Origin of the sequence: Idiomarina sp. 017G (assembly GCF_004362265.1) — a bacterium.
Classification (GTDB): domain Bacteria; phylum Pseudomonadota; class Gammaproteobacteria; order Enterobacterales; family Alteromonadaceae; genus Idiomarina; species Idiomarina loihiensis.
This window is the reverse complement of record NZ_SNWT01000001.1, coordinates 533,651-547,812: the sequence shown is the minus strand read 5'-3', so window position 1 is coordinate 547,812 and position 14,162 is coordinate 533,651. Positions and strand designations below refer to the sequence as shown.

16 protein-coding genes, 1 tRNA gene and 1 pseudogene are annotated in these 14,162 nt (G+C 46.6%); 5 read left to right on the top strand and 13 right to left on the bottom strand.

The window, feature by feature from the left end; all coding sequences use genetic code 11:
- Positions 1-8: 8 nt before the first annotated feature.
- The 7 genes and pseudogenes from uvrC to DEU30_RS02695 form a co-directional block, all read right to left on the bottom strand.
- Positions 9-1,847, bottom strand: a complete 1,839-nt coding sequence (gene uvrC, locus DEU30_RS02720; RefSeq protein WP_114981339.1) for an excinuclease ABC subunit UvrC — start codon at positions 1,845-1,847, stop codon at positions 9-11.
- Complete coding sequence (locus DEU30_RS02715; RefSeq protein WP_034820779.1) at positions 1,844-2,494, bottom strand: response regulator transcription factor; 651 nt, start codon at positions 2,492-2,494, stop codon at positions 1,844-1,846. The genes uvrC and DEU30_RS02715 overlap by 4 nt, the downstream gene beginning before the upstream one ends.
- 208 nt (positions 2,495-2,702) lie before the next feature.
- Positions 2,703-3,296, bottom strand: a complete 594-nt coding sequence (locus tag DEU30_RS02710) for a DNA-3-methyladenine glycosylase (protein ID WP_114981341.1) — start codon at positions 3,294-3,296, stop codon at positions 2,703-2,705.
- Positions 3,297-3,303: 7 nt separating this feature from the next.
- Positions 3,304-4,098: a thioesterase family protein gene (locus DEU30_RS02705; RefSeq protein ID WP_114981343.1), complete on the bottom strand. Its 795-nt coding sequence runs from the start codon at positions 4,096-4,098 to the stop codon at positions 3,304-3,306.
- Positions 4,099-4,127: 29 nt separating this feature from the next.
- The gene (locus DEU30_RS02700; RefSeq protein WP_227016318.1) at positions 4,128-4,757 is read right to left on the bottom strand and encodes a hypothetical protein; all 630 of its coding nucleotides are present in this window, start codon (positions 4,755-4,757) and stop codon (positions 4,128-4,130) included.
- 12 nt (positions 4,758-4,769) lie between these two features.
- Positions 4,770-5,036 (bottom strand): annotated as a pseudogene (locus DEU30_RS13640) (DUF3667 domain-containing protein); the annotation flags it as partial.
- A gap of 119 nt (positions 5,037-5,155) precedes the next feature.
- A tRNA-Ser gene (locus tag DEU30_RS02695) sits at positions 5,156-5,247 on the bottom strand.
- A 245-nt stretch (positions 5,248-5,492) separates the two neighbouring features.
- Here DEU30_RS02695 and DEU30_RS02690 point away from each other — a divergent pair.
- From DEU30_RS02690 to DEU30_RS02670, 5 genes are all read left to right on the top strand, one after another.
- The gene (locus DEU30_RS02690) at positions 5,493-6,161 is read left to right on the top strand and encodes a Bax inhibitor-1/YccA family protein (protein WP_011233911.1); all 669 of its coding nucleotides are present in this window, start codon (positions 5,493-5,495) and stop codon (positions 6,159-6,161) included.
- Between the two features lie 66 nt (positions 6,162-6,227).
- Positions 6,228-6,572, top strand: coding sequence for a sulfurtransferase complex subunit TusD (gene tusD, locus DEU30_RS02685; RefSeq protein WP_011233912.1), 345 nt, complete (start codon positions 6,228-6,230; stop codon positions 6,570-6,572).
- Entirely contained in the window at positions 6,572-6,895 is a 324-nt protein-coding gene (locus tag DEU30_RS02680) for a DsrE family protein (RefSeq protein ID WP_011233913.1), read from the top strand. Before tusD ends, DEU30_RS02680 begins: the two co-directional genes overlap by 1 nt.
- The gene (locus DEU30_RS02675) at positions 6,892-7,161 is read left to right on the top strand and encodes a hypothetical protein (protein WP_011233914.1); all 270 of its coding nucleotides are present in this window, start codon (positions 6,892-6,894) and stop codon (positions 7,159-7,161) included. The genes DEU30_RS02680 and DEU30_RS02675 overlap by 4 nt, the downstream gene beginning before the upstream one ends.
- Before the next feature lie 9 nt (positions 7,162-7,170).
- Complete coding sequence (locus DEU30_RS02670) at positions 7,171-7,500, top strand: TusE/DsrC/DsvC family sulfur relay protein (protein WP_011233915.1); 330 nt, start codon at positions 7,171-7,173, stop codon at positions 7,498-7,500.
- A 1-nt stretch (position 7,501) separates the two neighbouring features.
- On the opposite strand, the gene serS is transcribed toward DEU30_RS02670, so the two are convergent.
- The 6 genes from serS to lrp all read right to left on the bottom strand — a co-directional run bounded on the left by serS (position 7,502) and on the right by lrp (position 14,130).
- On the bottom strand, positions 7,502-8,794 hold the full coding sequence (gene serS / locus DEU30_RS02665; protein WP_011233916.1) for a serine--tRNA ligase: 1,293 nt from the start codon (positions 8,792-8,794) through the stop codon (positions 7,502-7,504).
- Between the two features lie 7 nt (positions 8,795-8,801).
- Positions 8,802-9,191 (bottom strand): fluoride efflux transporter CrcB, encoded by a 390-nt coding sequence (crcB, locus tag DEU30_RS02660; RefSeq protein WP_011233917.1) that lies wholly within the window; start codon positions 9,189-9,191, stop codon positions 8,802-8,804.
- Positions 9,184-10,470 (bottom strand): replication-associated recombination protein A, encoded by a 1,287-nt coding sequence (locus DEU30_RS02655; protein ID WP_153849289.1) that lies wholly within the window; start codon positions 10,468-10,470, stop codon positions 9,184-9,186. The genes crcB and DEU30_RS02655 overlap by 8 nt, the downstream gene beginning before the upstream one ends.
- 59 nt (positions 10,471-10,529) lie before the next feature.
- Positions 10,530-11,132 (bottom strand): outer membrane lipoprotein chaperone LolA, encoded by a 603-nt coding sequence (gene lolA / locus DEU30_RS02650; protein WP_011233919.1) that lies wholly within the window; start codon positions 11,130-11,132, stop codon positions 10,530-10,532.
- Positions 11,133-11,135: 3 nt separating this feature from the next.
- A complete protein-coding gene (locus DEU30_RS02645) occupies positions 11,136-13,541 on the bottom strand; it encodes a DNA translocase FtsK 4TM domain-containing protein (protein WP_114981346.1) in 2,406 nt (801 codons plus the stop codon).
- A gap of 94 nt (positions 13,542-13,635) precedes the next feature.
- Positions 13,636-14,130, bottom strand: coding sequence for a leucine-responsive transcriptional regulator Lrp (gene lrp / locus DEU30_RS02640; RefSeq protein ID WP_041291753.1), 495 nt, complete (start codon positions 14,128-14,130; stop codon positions 13,636-13,638).
- Between the last annotated feature and the right edge of the window lie 32 nt (positions 14,131-14,162).

The window sequence follows — 14,162 nt, the reverse complement described above, 5'->3', positions numbered from 1 at the left end:
TATTGTTTTTACTCATCACGAAATGAGTAATAGATTTTCTCTGCCAATGATCGGCTAATGCCAGGTACGCTGGCTAATTTATCAATACTAGCGTTTTTTACCTCTTGTAATCCACCTAGATTTTTCAAAATGGCCTGTCTGCGCTTCGCTCCTACCCCGTCAATCTGTTCTAACGTCGAGGTTTTCTTAACTTTAGCCCGCTTCTGGCGGTGCCCGGTTATTGCAAAACGATGTGACTCATCACGTATGTGCTGAATCAAATGCAGCGCACTGGCGTCTTTACTCAGCGGAATGGTTTCATGGCTACCGGCCATGATCAAAGTTTCCAGACCCGGTTTGCGCGACTCGCCTTTCGCCACGCCAATTAATACCGGCGCTTCTTTTCCCCAGTCATTAAAGTAGTTCTCCGCCTGAGCTAACTGTCCTTTACCACCGTCGATAAACAGAATATCCGGTATATTGCCCTGCTCTTTCGCATTGTCGTACCGCTTAGCCAGGGCTTTAGACATGGCAGCGTAATCATCGCCCGGCGTTATGCCGGTAATATTATAGCGGCGGTAGTCTGACTTTTTAGGCCCGTTTTGATCAAATACAACACAGGAAGCCACCGTTTGTTGACCCATAGTGTGGCTAATATCAAAACATTCCATGCGCTGAATGGGTACACCAAATTCCAGCACCTGCTGTAATGCCTGAGTCCGGCGGTTCATCGTACTTTGCTGATTCAACCGACTCTCTAGCGCATTAACCGCATTCTTTTGAGCCAGTGACTGGTACTGACGCTTATCTCCACGTACCGAGCTTTGCAATTTAACCGGCTGCGACAGCGCATCACTCATCACTTCCGCTAAAACATTGTCAGGCTGTACATCGACGGGAAGCACGACTTCTCGTGGAATTTTCCGTCCAGCCGTATCTGACAAATAAAACTGCAGAAGAAAAGCCCTGAGTACTTCATCGTCAGGGGTATCTGTCGGCACTTTAGGAAAATAGCTGCGACTGCCTTGCAAATGATTATCCCGGATAAACAACATTTGCACTGTCGTCATTCCGTTACCACGTGCTAAACCAATAACATCCAGTTCTTGTTGGCTTCCGGTAACCGAGTTACGTTCCTGAGTTTTTCGTAGCGCAGCTATCTGGTCACGAAATCTAGCGGCTCGTTCAAAATCGAGATCTGTACTCGCCTGCTCCATTTTATTCATCAGCTCGTCAATAACCTGCTGATTCTTGCCCTGCAGGAACTGTTTTGCCAGCGCCACCTGTTCATTGTATTCGTCGTCAGTGCAAACATTAACGCAGGGCGCGAGGCAACGTTTTAACTGATACTGCAAACAAGGCCTGGTGCGCGCACGATAATAAGAGTCATCGCACTGTCGAATTGGAAACAGTTTCTGCAGCAGGTTTAGGCTTTCACGTACAGCCGAACCATTAGGAAAGGGACCAAAATAGTCACCTTTCGCGCGCCGGGCGCCCCGATGAAAACCAAGCTTAGGGTGCTGGTGAGCAGTTAAAATAATATAAGGATAGGATTTATCGTCACGCAACAAGACATTGTAGCGTGGTCGATATTTTTTGATAAAGGTGTTTTCTAATATTAACGCTTCAGCTTCGGTGTTGGTAACGGTTACGTCCATAGACGCAATTTGCTTAACCAACACCTGTGTTTTCATCCGGTCGACCTTCTCACGAAAGTAACTGGACACACGTTTTCTTAGATCCTTTGCTTTTCCGACATAAATCACGTCACCCGACTCATCGTACATCCGGTAAACGCCGGGCTGATGAGTCAGGTGACGAAGAAAGCTGTCGCTGTCAAACTGCTTTTGTTGATTACCTTCTGTCATCTACCTTCAAACTGAATTAGGTCAACAAGACCTGACTGAATTGCAAGATGAGACAATTGTACATCACCATCGATACCGAGTTTAGAGAAAATCCGATAACGGAAGGTATTTATTGTTTTACTGCTAATGCATAAATGCCGGGATATTTCTCTTACCCGAATGCCCCGGCTGAGCATTTGTGCGACCTGAAGCTCGCGTTCACTCAGCATATCAACCATTGTTTTTTGCTGTTGCGAACGCGGATTCTGTGCAAGATAAGCGGCAACCGGCGCTGCGACAAAAACATTGCCCTGTTTCAACGAACGAATTGCCTGAACTAGGTCGGCACTGTCGCACGAGTCCAGTAAATATCCGTCAACAACGCTAATACCGCACTGAAAATCAAGTATATCTTGTTGGCTGCTACCCCAGACAATAAGCTTTAGATCGCAGTGACGACGTTTCAAGCGACGCCAGTGCTCCACTGTTGCAGCACCACCAAGTCGGCTGCATAAAACAACTACTGCGTCTTCATACTCGTAGCAAGCTCGGCGTAAATCGGCAATACCGGTTACGGTCAATATTTGATCACTGAAGTGTTGCTGCAGAACAGAGGCCATGCCGGCGCTAATAATGGGGTTGGGGATCGCTAAAATAATACGGTTCATTTTCACATTCCTTATTTGTATACCTTGTTAGTCTTCCTGATTAGGTTAAATCCGTACCACCCTGCCCGAATTCGGATAGAATATTCTGAGCTTTTAAAGACAATAACAAGCGGCTTTTACAGAACTTTACAAAAACTCTGAAAAAGCCAATTCAAAGGTGTGAAAATAACATTTGAAGACTAGCTTCAATGTGAATTTTTATACCGGACTACAGACGTGCCTGATCCAGCATGTCCCACAAATAGCAGGCTAAATAACTGCGGTAAGGCTGAGCCCGTTCGGGGATGATCAAAATATCCTGGTCTTTCAGCAGGCTCATGGCTTTACGCAGCGAGCTATCCTGAATGGGAAAAAGATCTTCGTGGGCAAAATGAAACATAGCTAAAATAGACGCCGTCCAGGGACCAATACCTTTAAGCTGAGTCACATCCTTAATCAGGTCAGCTGAATTCATCTGCGACCAGGCATCTATTCTCTCGGGCTGAGTTTGATGACAGTGAGCAACGCTGTTAATGGCCGAAGCTTTGGAACGACTGACACCGCACCCGGTTAATTCCTCCGCAGGAAGGTAAGCAATGCAACCCACTCCTAATGCTTTTGCCTTTTGCTCCGCTCTTTCAATAATAGTTGCGGAGGCTTTTAAAGACAGCATTTGACGAATAATAATTCGTGGAAGAGCTTCAATAACAGGTGTTTCAGATGCCGCCAATAAGCCCCGCTCTGGCAACTGGAGCAGCAACAAGTCGATACCCGGCTGAGTATCGATAAGGTGTTGTCTGACGATTGCTGGTGTCGTTTTCATACAATTATTACGCAAATACCGTAAAAGTCTGTCGACTTATAGCTAATAACTCGCCCTTCTCACTCCACAGACCAGCGCGGCTGTGCCCATAACCATTTTCAGCATGCTCAATAAAAGCTTCGTACTGAAACCAGTCGTGGCTACTGAAACTTTGTAGAGGAATATCGGGAAACTCAATAGTCCAGGTTAAAGACGAGGCCGGCGCAGGGCTGTCCAGATGAGGCAAGACTGCCGGTGGCCAGGCGTCAACTAAAGCCAGTATAGTTGCCGTTGTCAGCGGCTGTTGTTCTTCACGAAAACGTATCCAGCCACCAAAAGTTCTTCCCGGTTGTCCGCTAAATGGCATACCACCTGACGTAATACGGTAATCGAAGTTTTTCGCAAACTCTGGGACAATATCCGCTTCAGGTAAACCTGGTCCGTCGTTGATGGTTTTAAGATCGGGCGGCGTTTCACTTACCACTGTAACCGTTGAACTTCGGCCTTTGCCCAGGCTCGCCAGACAAGACAACATAATCTGCCCTTGCTGCTGCAGTTCGACAGCAACCTGAATAACCGATTTTCCCTCGCGCAAAATTCGGTAATTTAACTCAGCCTCACCCGGTTCAGCAGGCGCGACAAAAGAGATACTCATGGAACGAAGATGATATTCAACCGGAAATTGTTTCAACAAAAACTGAGCAGCCAATGCTCCGCTGAATCCGCCGAAAAACGCGCGTCCCTGAGCCCAGCCGGAAGGTAGTTCAATGACTTGATTGTTCTTATCCGCAACGATTTGTTCTACAGCTGTGTGGAAGTTCATACTATTCCCTATTTAAACGACTGTTTGATTTAAGCTTTAAGAATACCAATTATCACCATTAATACAAAAGAAGCGCTTAATAAAAGAAAATAACCAAAAACACAGGCTAAAAATTTGAATACAGTTAATGTCCAGCTTTGCTGATAGAAGCTCTTTTGCGTCAATAGCAGATAAGTGAACATCCATCCAATAAGAATATAACCTAACCAGTCGGATGGTAAGGTTAACCAGGTCCAGCCAAAGTTATCAATCAGCGGGTTAGTTATATAGCCTAATGTCGACAACAACATCAGGGAAAGCAGTAAAAAAGCATGTGTATGCAAAGCTACAGTTAAGTGCTCTAAGTAGTAACGGTTACTGAATAAATAAAGGACTTTTAAATACAGAGCCCAAAAAGGCAGCATCAAAAGCATCATCTGCGGCGTCATTGAAATCAGTTTTTGCGTAAACAGCTGGGGGTTTTGCTTTAAATGCTGAAGTTTCTGTTCAAGCATCCGCGTTTGCTCTTCATTCAACCAGGGGATATCACCAAACTGCAACTCAAATCCGCGCCGTACGGTACTTTCGTTAGAGTCACTTTCAGATACTTCTGTTTCGGACTGTCCATCCTCGGTCTTTGACCGTGAATCGTTAAAGGTTATCTGTGATGTCAGCACCATAAATGATATCAACGAGATAAAGAAATAGAGCCTGAGCGGAGGTACATAAGAGGCGTGGCGACCTTTCATAAACTCAGATGATAGAAAACCAGGTTTTAGAAAGAGTCCTCTTAGAGTACGATAGAATCTGGAGTCCCAGTGCCCTAACTCACCAAAAAGATCGCCGACAACGGCAAAAACGCTGCGTATGCTTTGTTTATCCTGTTGGCCGCATTGATGGCAGTATTCACCGGTAAGAGGTGTATTACAGTTCTTACAATTACTGACGGTCGATTCCATGGCAAAATTCCATTTTTGCTTAATATAACAGGAGGTTTAAAGTTGCGCTATCGGCTAGAACAAAAAGCGGCGGGAACAAAAAAAGCCCTACTCAAATGAGCGGGGCTTTTTTCTGAATTTGGCGGAGAGGGAGGGATTCGAACCCCCGGTGGGTATGAACCCACGCCTGATTTCAAGTCAGGTGCATTAAACCGAGCTCTGCCACCTCTCCGTATTTTTGTTCTCTGCAACTGCGTTGTTGAGAACGAGGCGAATATTAAAGACCTAAGTTACGCTTGTAAAGTAAAAATTTGAACAAAGTGTTCGTTTGGGCGTTTATTAAACAAACCGACCAAAATTCGCCAGAAATTACTACCTTCTGCTCTACCCAACGCCCCCATTAATGCTGTAGTATCGAGGAAACTTTTTAAATAAAAAACAGTCTTAACAGACAGTAAGTTCAACACGGAGAAATCTATGAACAATCGCAGTCAGACTTATGTCGGTCAGAACGAATCGACGCTGGCCGTTAATAAGGTATTACGCAACACCTACACTTTATTGGCAATGACATTAGCCTTTAGTGCTATTGTTGCTACTATCAGCACGATGATGAACTTGCCCTATCCGGGTTTCATTATCACTTTAGTTGCTTACTTTGGCTTACTTTTTGGTATTCACAAAACCAAAGATAGCGGCATGGGCATTGTACTAACCTTCGCTCTAACAGGCTTTTTAGGTTACACCCTTGGCCCTATCCTTAACATGGCATTATCAATGCCTGGTGGTGGCGAGATGGTTGCTACTGCGTTAGGCGGTACAGCTCTGACCTTCTTTGCAACTTCGGCTTATGTGTTAACCACGAAGAAAGACATGTCTAAACTGGGTGGTCTGGTTACTGCCGGTATTATCATGGTTTTTGTGGCGATGCTGGCTAACCTGTTCTTCCAACTGCCAGCATTACAGCTTGCAATATCTGCTATCATGATTCCATTGATGGCAATGCTGATTATGTGGCAGACCAGCGACATTATTAACGGTGGCGAGCGTAATTACATCCTTGCAACAGTCACTTTGTATGTTTCGATTTATAACTTGTTCCTTAGCTTGCTACAATTGCTAATGGCGTTTAGCGGCGATGATTAATCTCTCCTGCTAAAATAATAACAAACGCCCCGCCATGCGGGGCGTTTTTGTATAAACGGACAGTTTATGGCTAAACTTACTCTCATTCTTCAACGTTCTGTTAAAGAACGAGCTCGTTCTTTAGACGCTCTGGCATTTGCAAAAGCGGCTATCAACACCGGCCACACCATAGCCTGTGTGTTTTTTTATCGGGAGTCGGTAAATCACGCGGAATTTCCCACTCCAGCAGAAAATGAAGACTTGATTACGCAATGGGAAGAGTTTAGCCAGCACCACCAAGTCCCCCTGGTGGTCTGCCATACCGTAGCTGAACGCAAAGGAATGGAGAAATTCCATCCCGGTTTTGAAGCCTCAGGTTTAACCGCTCTGGCAACTGCCATGGCTAACAGCGACCGGACCTTACAGTTTTAATGACCATGAAAAAAATTGCTATTTTACAATGCAGTGCCGCTAGCGACTCGGCGACCGAAGCACTCGATATTGCTTTAGCATTGGCCAGCTTTGATTATCCGGTGCAATTAATATTGTCCGGTGAAGCCGTTAAGTCTCTACTGAACCAACCTTCTAAGCGTTATGCCATGCTGGAATTACTGGATGCTGAGCCTGTTGTAATAAGTTCAGAAGAGTTAACCGATACAAGCGCCCTGCCCGCAAACATTGATACGGTTATCGTCTCGCCAGAACAATTAAAGCGTCACCTAAGCCAATTTGACGAGGTATTACAATTCTCATGACCTCTACTTTACACTGGTTAAGAAATTCGTCTTTAGTGCCTTGGCTGGAACAACATGGCCACCTGCTGAGTGACACTGATGCCTTGCTTATGTCGGGCGTAGCACTCAACGAACTGCCACCTGAGTCACCTGTTGAATTACCGGTTTATGCGCGCAAACAGGAAGCTAACGCTTTGGATACTGCACTGCCTGACTACGTCATGTTAAAATCGGACGAGCAGTGGGTTGAGCTGGTGCTTAGCTTCCAACAACAAATAACCTGGTAATATCACGGCATGATTGAATTTAACGGTAAAGAATACGAAACCGACAAACACAACTACCTTGCAAACTTAGACGACTGGAGCGAGGAGCTGGCCCTTCACTTTGCAGAGTTAGAAAATATCGACATGACCCCGGCACACTGGGAAGTCGTGACTTTTGTGCAGGATTTTTACCGTGAATTTGATACCAGTCCGGCAATGCGCGTACTGGTTAAAGCCATGAAAAAGCAGTTAGGCGAGGATAAAGGCAACAGTCGTTATTTGTATAAGCTGTTCCCTAAAGGCCCGGCAAAGCAGGCCACACGAATTGCGGGCCTGCCTAAACCGGCTAAATGTATTTAATTTAAGCCTTAAGCACTTCTACACCGCCCATGTAAGGACGTAATACCTCAGGCACAACAATTGAGCCGTCTTCCTGTTGGTAGTTTTCCAGCACGGCTACCAGCGCACGGCCAACAGCCAGACCAGAGCCGTTTAATGTGTGCATAAGTTCAGGTTTCTTCGCGCCTTTACGACGGAAACGAGCCTGCATACGGCGCGCCTGAAAGTCCTGCATGTTCGAGCAAGAGCTGATTTCACGGTACGCTTCCTGCGCCGGCAACCAAACTTCCAGGTCGTAGGTTTTAGCTGCCCCAAAGCCCATATCCCCAGTACACAGCAGTACTTTTCGATACGGCAGCTCAAGCTTTTGCAGCACAGTTTCGGCGTGGCCTGTTAATTGCTCCAGCGCATCCATCGACTGTTCAGGTTTAACCAACCAGACCAGTTCCACTTTATCAAACTGATGCTGACGAATAAGCCCACGAGTGTCGCGACCGTGAGAACCGGCTTCACTGCGGAAACACGGCGTATGCGCGGTAAACTTAAGCGGTAGCTCTTCTTCGTCAGCAATTTCATCACGGTATAAGTTTGTTAACGGCACTTCAGCCGTTGGAATCAACGACATAGGAATTTGATCCTGAGACTCGCCTTCAATATGGAATAAATCCTTACCGAACTTAGGTAACTGACCGGTTCCGTATAATGAGTCCTGGTTCACCATATAAGGCACATAGGTTTCAAGATACCCATGCTCGTCAGTATGTAAATCCAGCATAAACTGAGTCAGAGCGCGATGCATGCGGGCGATACCACCACGCATAACCACAAAGCGTGCTCCAGTGAGCTTCGCGGCCGTTTCAAAGTCCATACCTTTGGCTAATGCTTCGCCTAAATCGACATGATCTTTCACTTCAAAGTCGAACGACTTAGGCTTGCCCCAAGTCAGGACCTCCTGATTTTCATCTTCATCCGCACCTTCCGGGACTTCGTCTGCCGGCAAGTTCGGAACACCCATAATAATATCGTTAAGTTCTTGCTGGATAACTTTTAGCTCTTCTTTAGCGTTATCCAGTTGCTCGCCTAAATCGCTTACCGCATCTAACAAAGGTTGTATGTCTTCACCTGAAGCTTTTGCCTTACCAATGGCTTTCGAGCGGCTGTTACGCTCTGCCTGCAACTGCTCGGTGCGCACCTGCACCTCTTTGCGCTGCTCTTCCAGCTTTTGTAATTTGGCAACGTCTAAGTCAAAGCCTCGCGTTGCTAGCTTTTTTGCGGTCTGGTCTAATTCCTCTCGGAAGTATTTTGCGTCTAGCATGAGTGTCCTATTTAACCGTTGTTGAGTACAACATCATTGCCGCGAAAACTGCAGCAATACAAATAATTACATTAAAGGCAATGTGCAGAGCGGCTTTAAGCAGCTCACCCTGACTGGCTAAGGCCACAACTTCGACAGAGAATGTCGAGAAGGTTGTAAAAGCCCCCAGTAAACCAACGCCTAAAAATAAACGAGTTGTTTCAGAAACAGGTTGTTGCTCTGCGTAAGCCAGCAACAACCCTAAGAAAAATGAACCTATTATGTTAACGGTCAACGTGGCAAAAGGGAATGCCCGAACCCCAAATGATTGCATAGCAAGAACCATAGCAAAACGTGCCGATGCACCTATTGCGCCCCCCACTGCAACGCAAAAGAAATGAAGAAGAAGGTTATTCATCAGGTTCCCTGTGCCAGTCTGACTTTGAATCCATATCTTGCAGCCAACGGAGCTTTTCCTGCAACTTTATTTCTAAACCACGCGGCTCAGGGGCGTAGAACTGGGTATCGGCGATTTCCGACGGTAAGTAACGTTCACCCGGAACGTAAGCGTTAGGATAATTATGTGCGTACTGGTAGTCAGCACCATATCCCTGAGCTTTGTGCACCTTGGTTGGTGCGTTACGCAAATGTTCAGGCACCGGCGCATCGCTGTGTTCTTTTGCGGTTCTTAGTGCGCTTTTAAAGGCATTATAAACGGCATTACTTTTCGCCGCACAGGCGCAATAAATAACCGCCTGAGCAATGGCTCGTTCACCTTCGGCGGGGCCAACTCTGTGGTACGTATCCCAGGCGTTTAATGCCAACTGTAATGCCCTGGGGTCAGCATTACCTATATCTTCAGAGGCGATAGCCAATAGCCGGCGGGCAATAACCAAAGCGTCCCCACCACCGGTCAATAAGCGCGCGTACCAATACAAGGCTCCGTCTGGAGACGAGCCTCTGACAGACTTATGAAAAGCGGATAAAACATCGTAGTAATGGTCACCCTGATGATCAAAAGCCGTGGCTTTTTCACCAATAGCCGCAGTGATCAACTCGGGCGTAATTGGCTGGCTGCTGCTCTCAACAAAATCAGCAACCACTTCCAGATAGTTTAATAAGCGACGTGCATCCCCACCAGCTAAGTCCAGAAGCTTTGCCCTGGCTTCACCTTCCAGTTGCAATTGACGTTGACCAAGGCCTCGTTCCGCGTCCGTTAACGCGCTTTCCAGAGCCTGTTCAAGATCCGTTTTGGACAGTGTTTGTAACCGGTAAACCCGCGCCCGCGACAGCAGTGCGTTGTTAAGCTCAAAGCCGGGGTTTTCGGTGGTCGCGCCAATAAAGACAATAGTGCCGTCTTCAATGTGGGGCAAAAAAGCGTCTTGCTGGCTTTTGTTGAAACGGTGCACTTCGTCCACAAACAAAATGGTGCGGCGTCCCTGCTGCTGAGCCAGCAACTTCGCTTCTTCAATGGCTTTTCGAATGTCTTTAACACCGGAGGTTACCGCACTAATGCGGCTGACCGTAGCATTTGCCTGAGTCGCAATGAGTTCAGCTAAGGTGGTTTTACCGGTACCCGGAGGCCCCCATAAAATCATTGAATGCAGATGTCCCTGTTCTACCGCTACCCGCAAAGGTTTACCGGGAGCAAGAAGATGTTGCTGACCTACATACTCGTCAACCGTACGCGGGCGCATTCGCGCCGCAAGAGGTTTGAAATCGGGTTGAAAATCTAAGTCCAGACCTGCCACAACAATTAACTTTGATCGTCGACGTCGACATCAGCGGGCACATCAAAAACAAATTGTTCGTCGCTGATGGTTTCATTTAACGCCACATTATTCAGCATCAGTTCAGTCCGCTCGCCCTGAGCCTGAACCATAGTTATCTCTGTGAGTTTTTCATCAGTAAATCTTAACTCCAGCTTACTGCCATTCGTTTGATGCTCAACAAAGTAGCGGTTATCGCGAAAGCTGACATTATAGTTCTGCCACTGATTACCGTTGCTGTTCAACACCAGCAGTAAAGGGCTGTCGTCAACCATGTCCTGCTGTGCATAAATGGTTACTTGTTCAACAAAAGGATTGTAGTACCAGACCTTTTTGCCGTTAGCGACCATCACGCTTTCGTCCGGCTCTTTCGTATGCCAATACAAATTAGCGGGTCGTTTTAGCTTTAACGTACCGCTTAATGTTTGTAGCACTTCGCCCTGTTCATCTTTTACTTGCTGTTCAAACTCTGCCGATAAGCTTTGAGTTTGTTTCAGTAAACTTTGCAGAGCCTGCTTGTCTGACTCGTCGCCTGAGGCAAACACATTAAACGAAACGGCCATGACCATGGCAAATACAACTGCTTTCATGAATTAATCCCTTGGAGCTCGTGGAGCCAGCACTTCGCGCTGGCCGTTATTGCCTGCACTGGTTACGACACCACTCACCTGCATTTGTTCGACGATACGGGCGGCGCGGTTATAACCGATACGGAATTTGCGCTGTACACTGGATACTGAGACCCGTTGAGTCTCAGTAACAAAAGCAACAGCCTCGTCGTATAGAGGATCAGATTCAGCATCGTCAGATTCCTGCTGTTCCCCCGGAAGCAGCGCTTCCTCGCCCTGATCGCCCGATAAAATTTCTTCCAGATAGTTAGGTCGACCACGTTTTTTCCAGTCTTTAACCACCGCATGAACTTCATGGTCATCGACAAAAGCACCATGTACACGCACCGGAGAACCGCTACCCGGTGGTAAATAGAGCATATCGCCCTGCCCTAACAATTGGTCGGCACCCGGCTGATCCAGAATGGTTCTCGAATCTATTTTTGATGATACCTGAAACGCAATTCGGGTTGGAATATTCGCTTTAATTAAACCGGTGATAACATCCACCGATGGGCGTTGAGTTGCCAAAATTAAGTGAATACCGGCAGCACGGGCTTTCTGAGCGATACGAGCTATTAGCTCTTCGACTTTTTTACCGACAATCATCATCATGTCGGCAAATTCGTCTATCACCACGACAATGTTTGGTAATTTTTCCAGCAACGGCGGTAACTCATCCATAGAGTCGCCGGGCTTCCAGATAGGGTCTCGCAGTGGTTCACCAGCGTCTTTAGCCGCCTTCACTTTCGCGTTGTAGCCTTTTAAATTACGTACCCCTAAAGATGACATGAGTTTGTAACGACGTTCCATTTCTCCCACACACCAACGCAGTGCATTGGCGGCATCTTTCATGTCAGTAACAACCTCGGTCAACAAGTGCGGAATGCCCTCATAAACCGACAGCTCAAGCATTTTAGGGTCTATCATAATAAGGCGAACGTCTTCCGGCGTGCTCTTGTAAAGCAGGCTCAGAATCATAACGTTAACACCAACAGATTTACCGGAGCCGGTGGTACCCGCCACCAGCAAATGCGGCATTTTTCCTAAGTCGACAACGACTGGAGTGCCCGCAATGTTTTTGCCCAGAATCATCGTTAACGGCGAGCCGCTATGGGTGAACTGGTCGCTATTAATCACTTCGCTTAGCTGCACAATTTCGCGGTGTTTATTAGGCAGTTCCAGACCAACATATGACTTACCCGGAATAACCTCTACCACACGTACAGCAACAGCAGACAAGGTACGGGCAATATCTTTTGCCAAATTCGAAATTCTGGAGACTTTAACGCCCGGTGCTAAGTCGAGCTCAAAACGGGTAATGACCGGACCGGGTTCAACGTGCGCCACCCGAACATCCACCCCAAAATCTTTCAGCACTGTCTCGACCGTGCGTGATACCTGATCCAGTTCTTCCTGAGTTACCGGGTGCTCTTTTTTATTCGGTCTATCCAGAAGCTCTATTGACGGCAACGGCGGAAGTAACTCGCCCTCGCCTGAATCAGCCGCTGATTGCGGTTCGTCTTCCGCAGAGGTGTCTGAAGAAGGCGCCACAGCTGGTTTATTAGGTGTGTCTTTTTTCGCAGCCGCTTGCTTGCTAAATTTAGGCGCATCGCTGTCTACGTCATCATCTTCATCAACAGAGCTCATTGAAGGCAGGCTCAAAACAGGTTCTTGTTTGTCAGCCCCGAATAAGTCGCTACTGAGCGTTGTGGATTTCTTTTCTTCAAGCGTTTGCTCACGCTCGTTGTCATCATAAGCTTCTGAGTCGTCTTCTTTATCTTCCGTTTCTGAGCTTCCGCGACTTTGCCAAAGAATTTTAATTTTTTCGGTTAGCCACAAAGCCCCGTCAATAACCCACTCACCGAGTTTGTCAGCAACCTGCAACCAGCTAATACCGCTGACCAGAGTGATGCCAGTAAAAAAGAAGGTTAACAAGAGTAAGGTTGTACCAACAAAATTCAGATAAGGAAGCAAAGACGCCGCAATAACATCGCCAATAACACCGCCAGCAGAAAAGTAGTAAATATCGTCGAAATTAATAGAGGACAGTGCAGATGCACCAATAAGCGCGAGCATAGCGCCTATCATACGCAAACTGACCGCAAGGTAATCCATTTCTAATAAATGGTAAGTTTTGCGAAATAGTAGGTAGCCAAGGCCAACAAAGCCGAAAGGAATAAGGTAGGCAACGAAGCCAAAAGCAAACAAGAGTACATCTGCCATCCAGGCACCTACGGCACCGCCGGCATTATGTATGCTTCCTTCATAACCGGTCTGTGACCAGCTGGGATCAGCGGGATTAAAGCTCACCAATGACAAAAAAATGAAAATGGCCAGCGCACCACTTATTAGCAACCCTGCTTCTAAAACTCTTTGTACACCTGTCATTATCTTATTGCAGCGCCTTCGTTGGTATTCTTGTTACGATAAAATATCGAGATAAATTTTATCCGCATGATTGTAGCGAATATCAGCCCCAATGTTACCCCTTTACTAATACTTTATTTTCTTGTTTGACCTCTTCCATAACCACATAGGTTCTTGATTCATCAACCCCCGGCATCATTAACAGGGTTTCACCCAATAATTTGCGGTAAGCACGCATATCCGGCACCCGTGCTTTTATCAGGAAGTCGAAGTCACCCGCCACCAAATGGCATTCAAGAATTTCATCCGTTTTACGTGCAGCCTCGCTAAATTCGGCAAAAGCGTCGGCTGAGGTTCGGGTTAAGGTAATTTCAACGAAAACCATCAGGTTTGCACCTAACTTAGCAGGATTAATCCGGGCATGATAACTTTCAATTACTTGTTCCCGCTCAAGCTTACGCACACGCTCCAGGCAAGCAGTCTGGCTAAGCCCTACACGCCTTGCCAGTTCAACATTCGACATGCGTCCATCATCCTGCAAAAGCCGCAGGATCTTCCTGTCGGTTTTATCAATAGTGACTTCTGCTGGTTGTTCGGCGTTAAACATAATAAATCTCTAAATAAGTAATTAAAATTAGTATA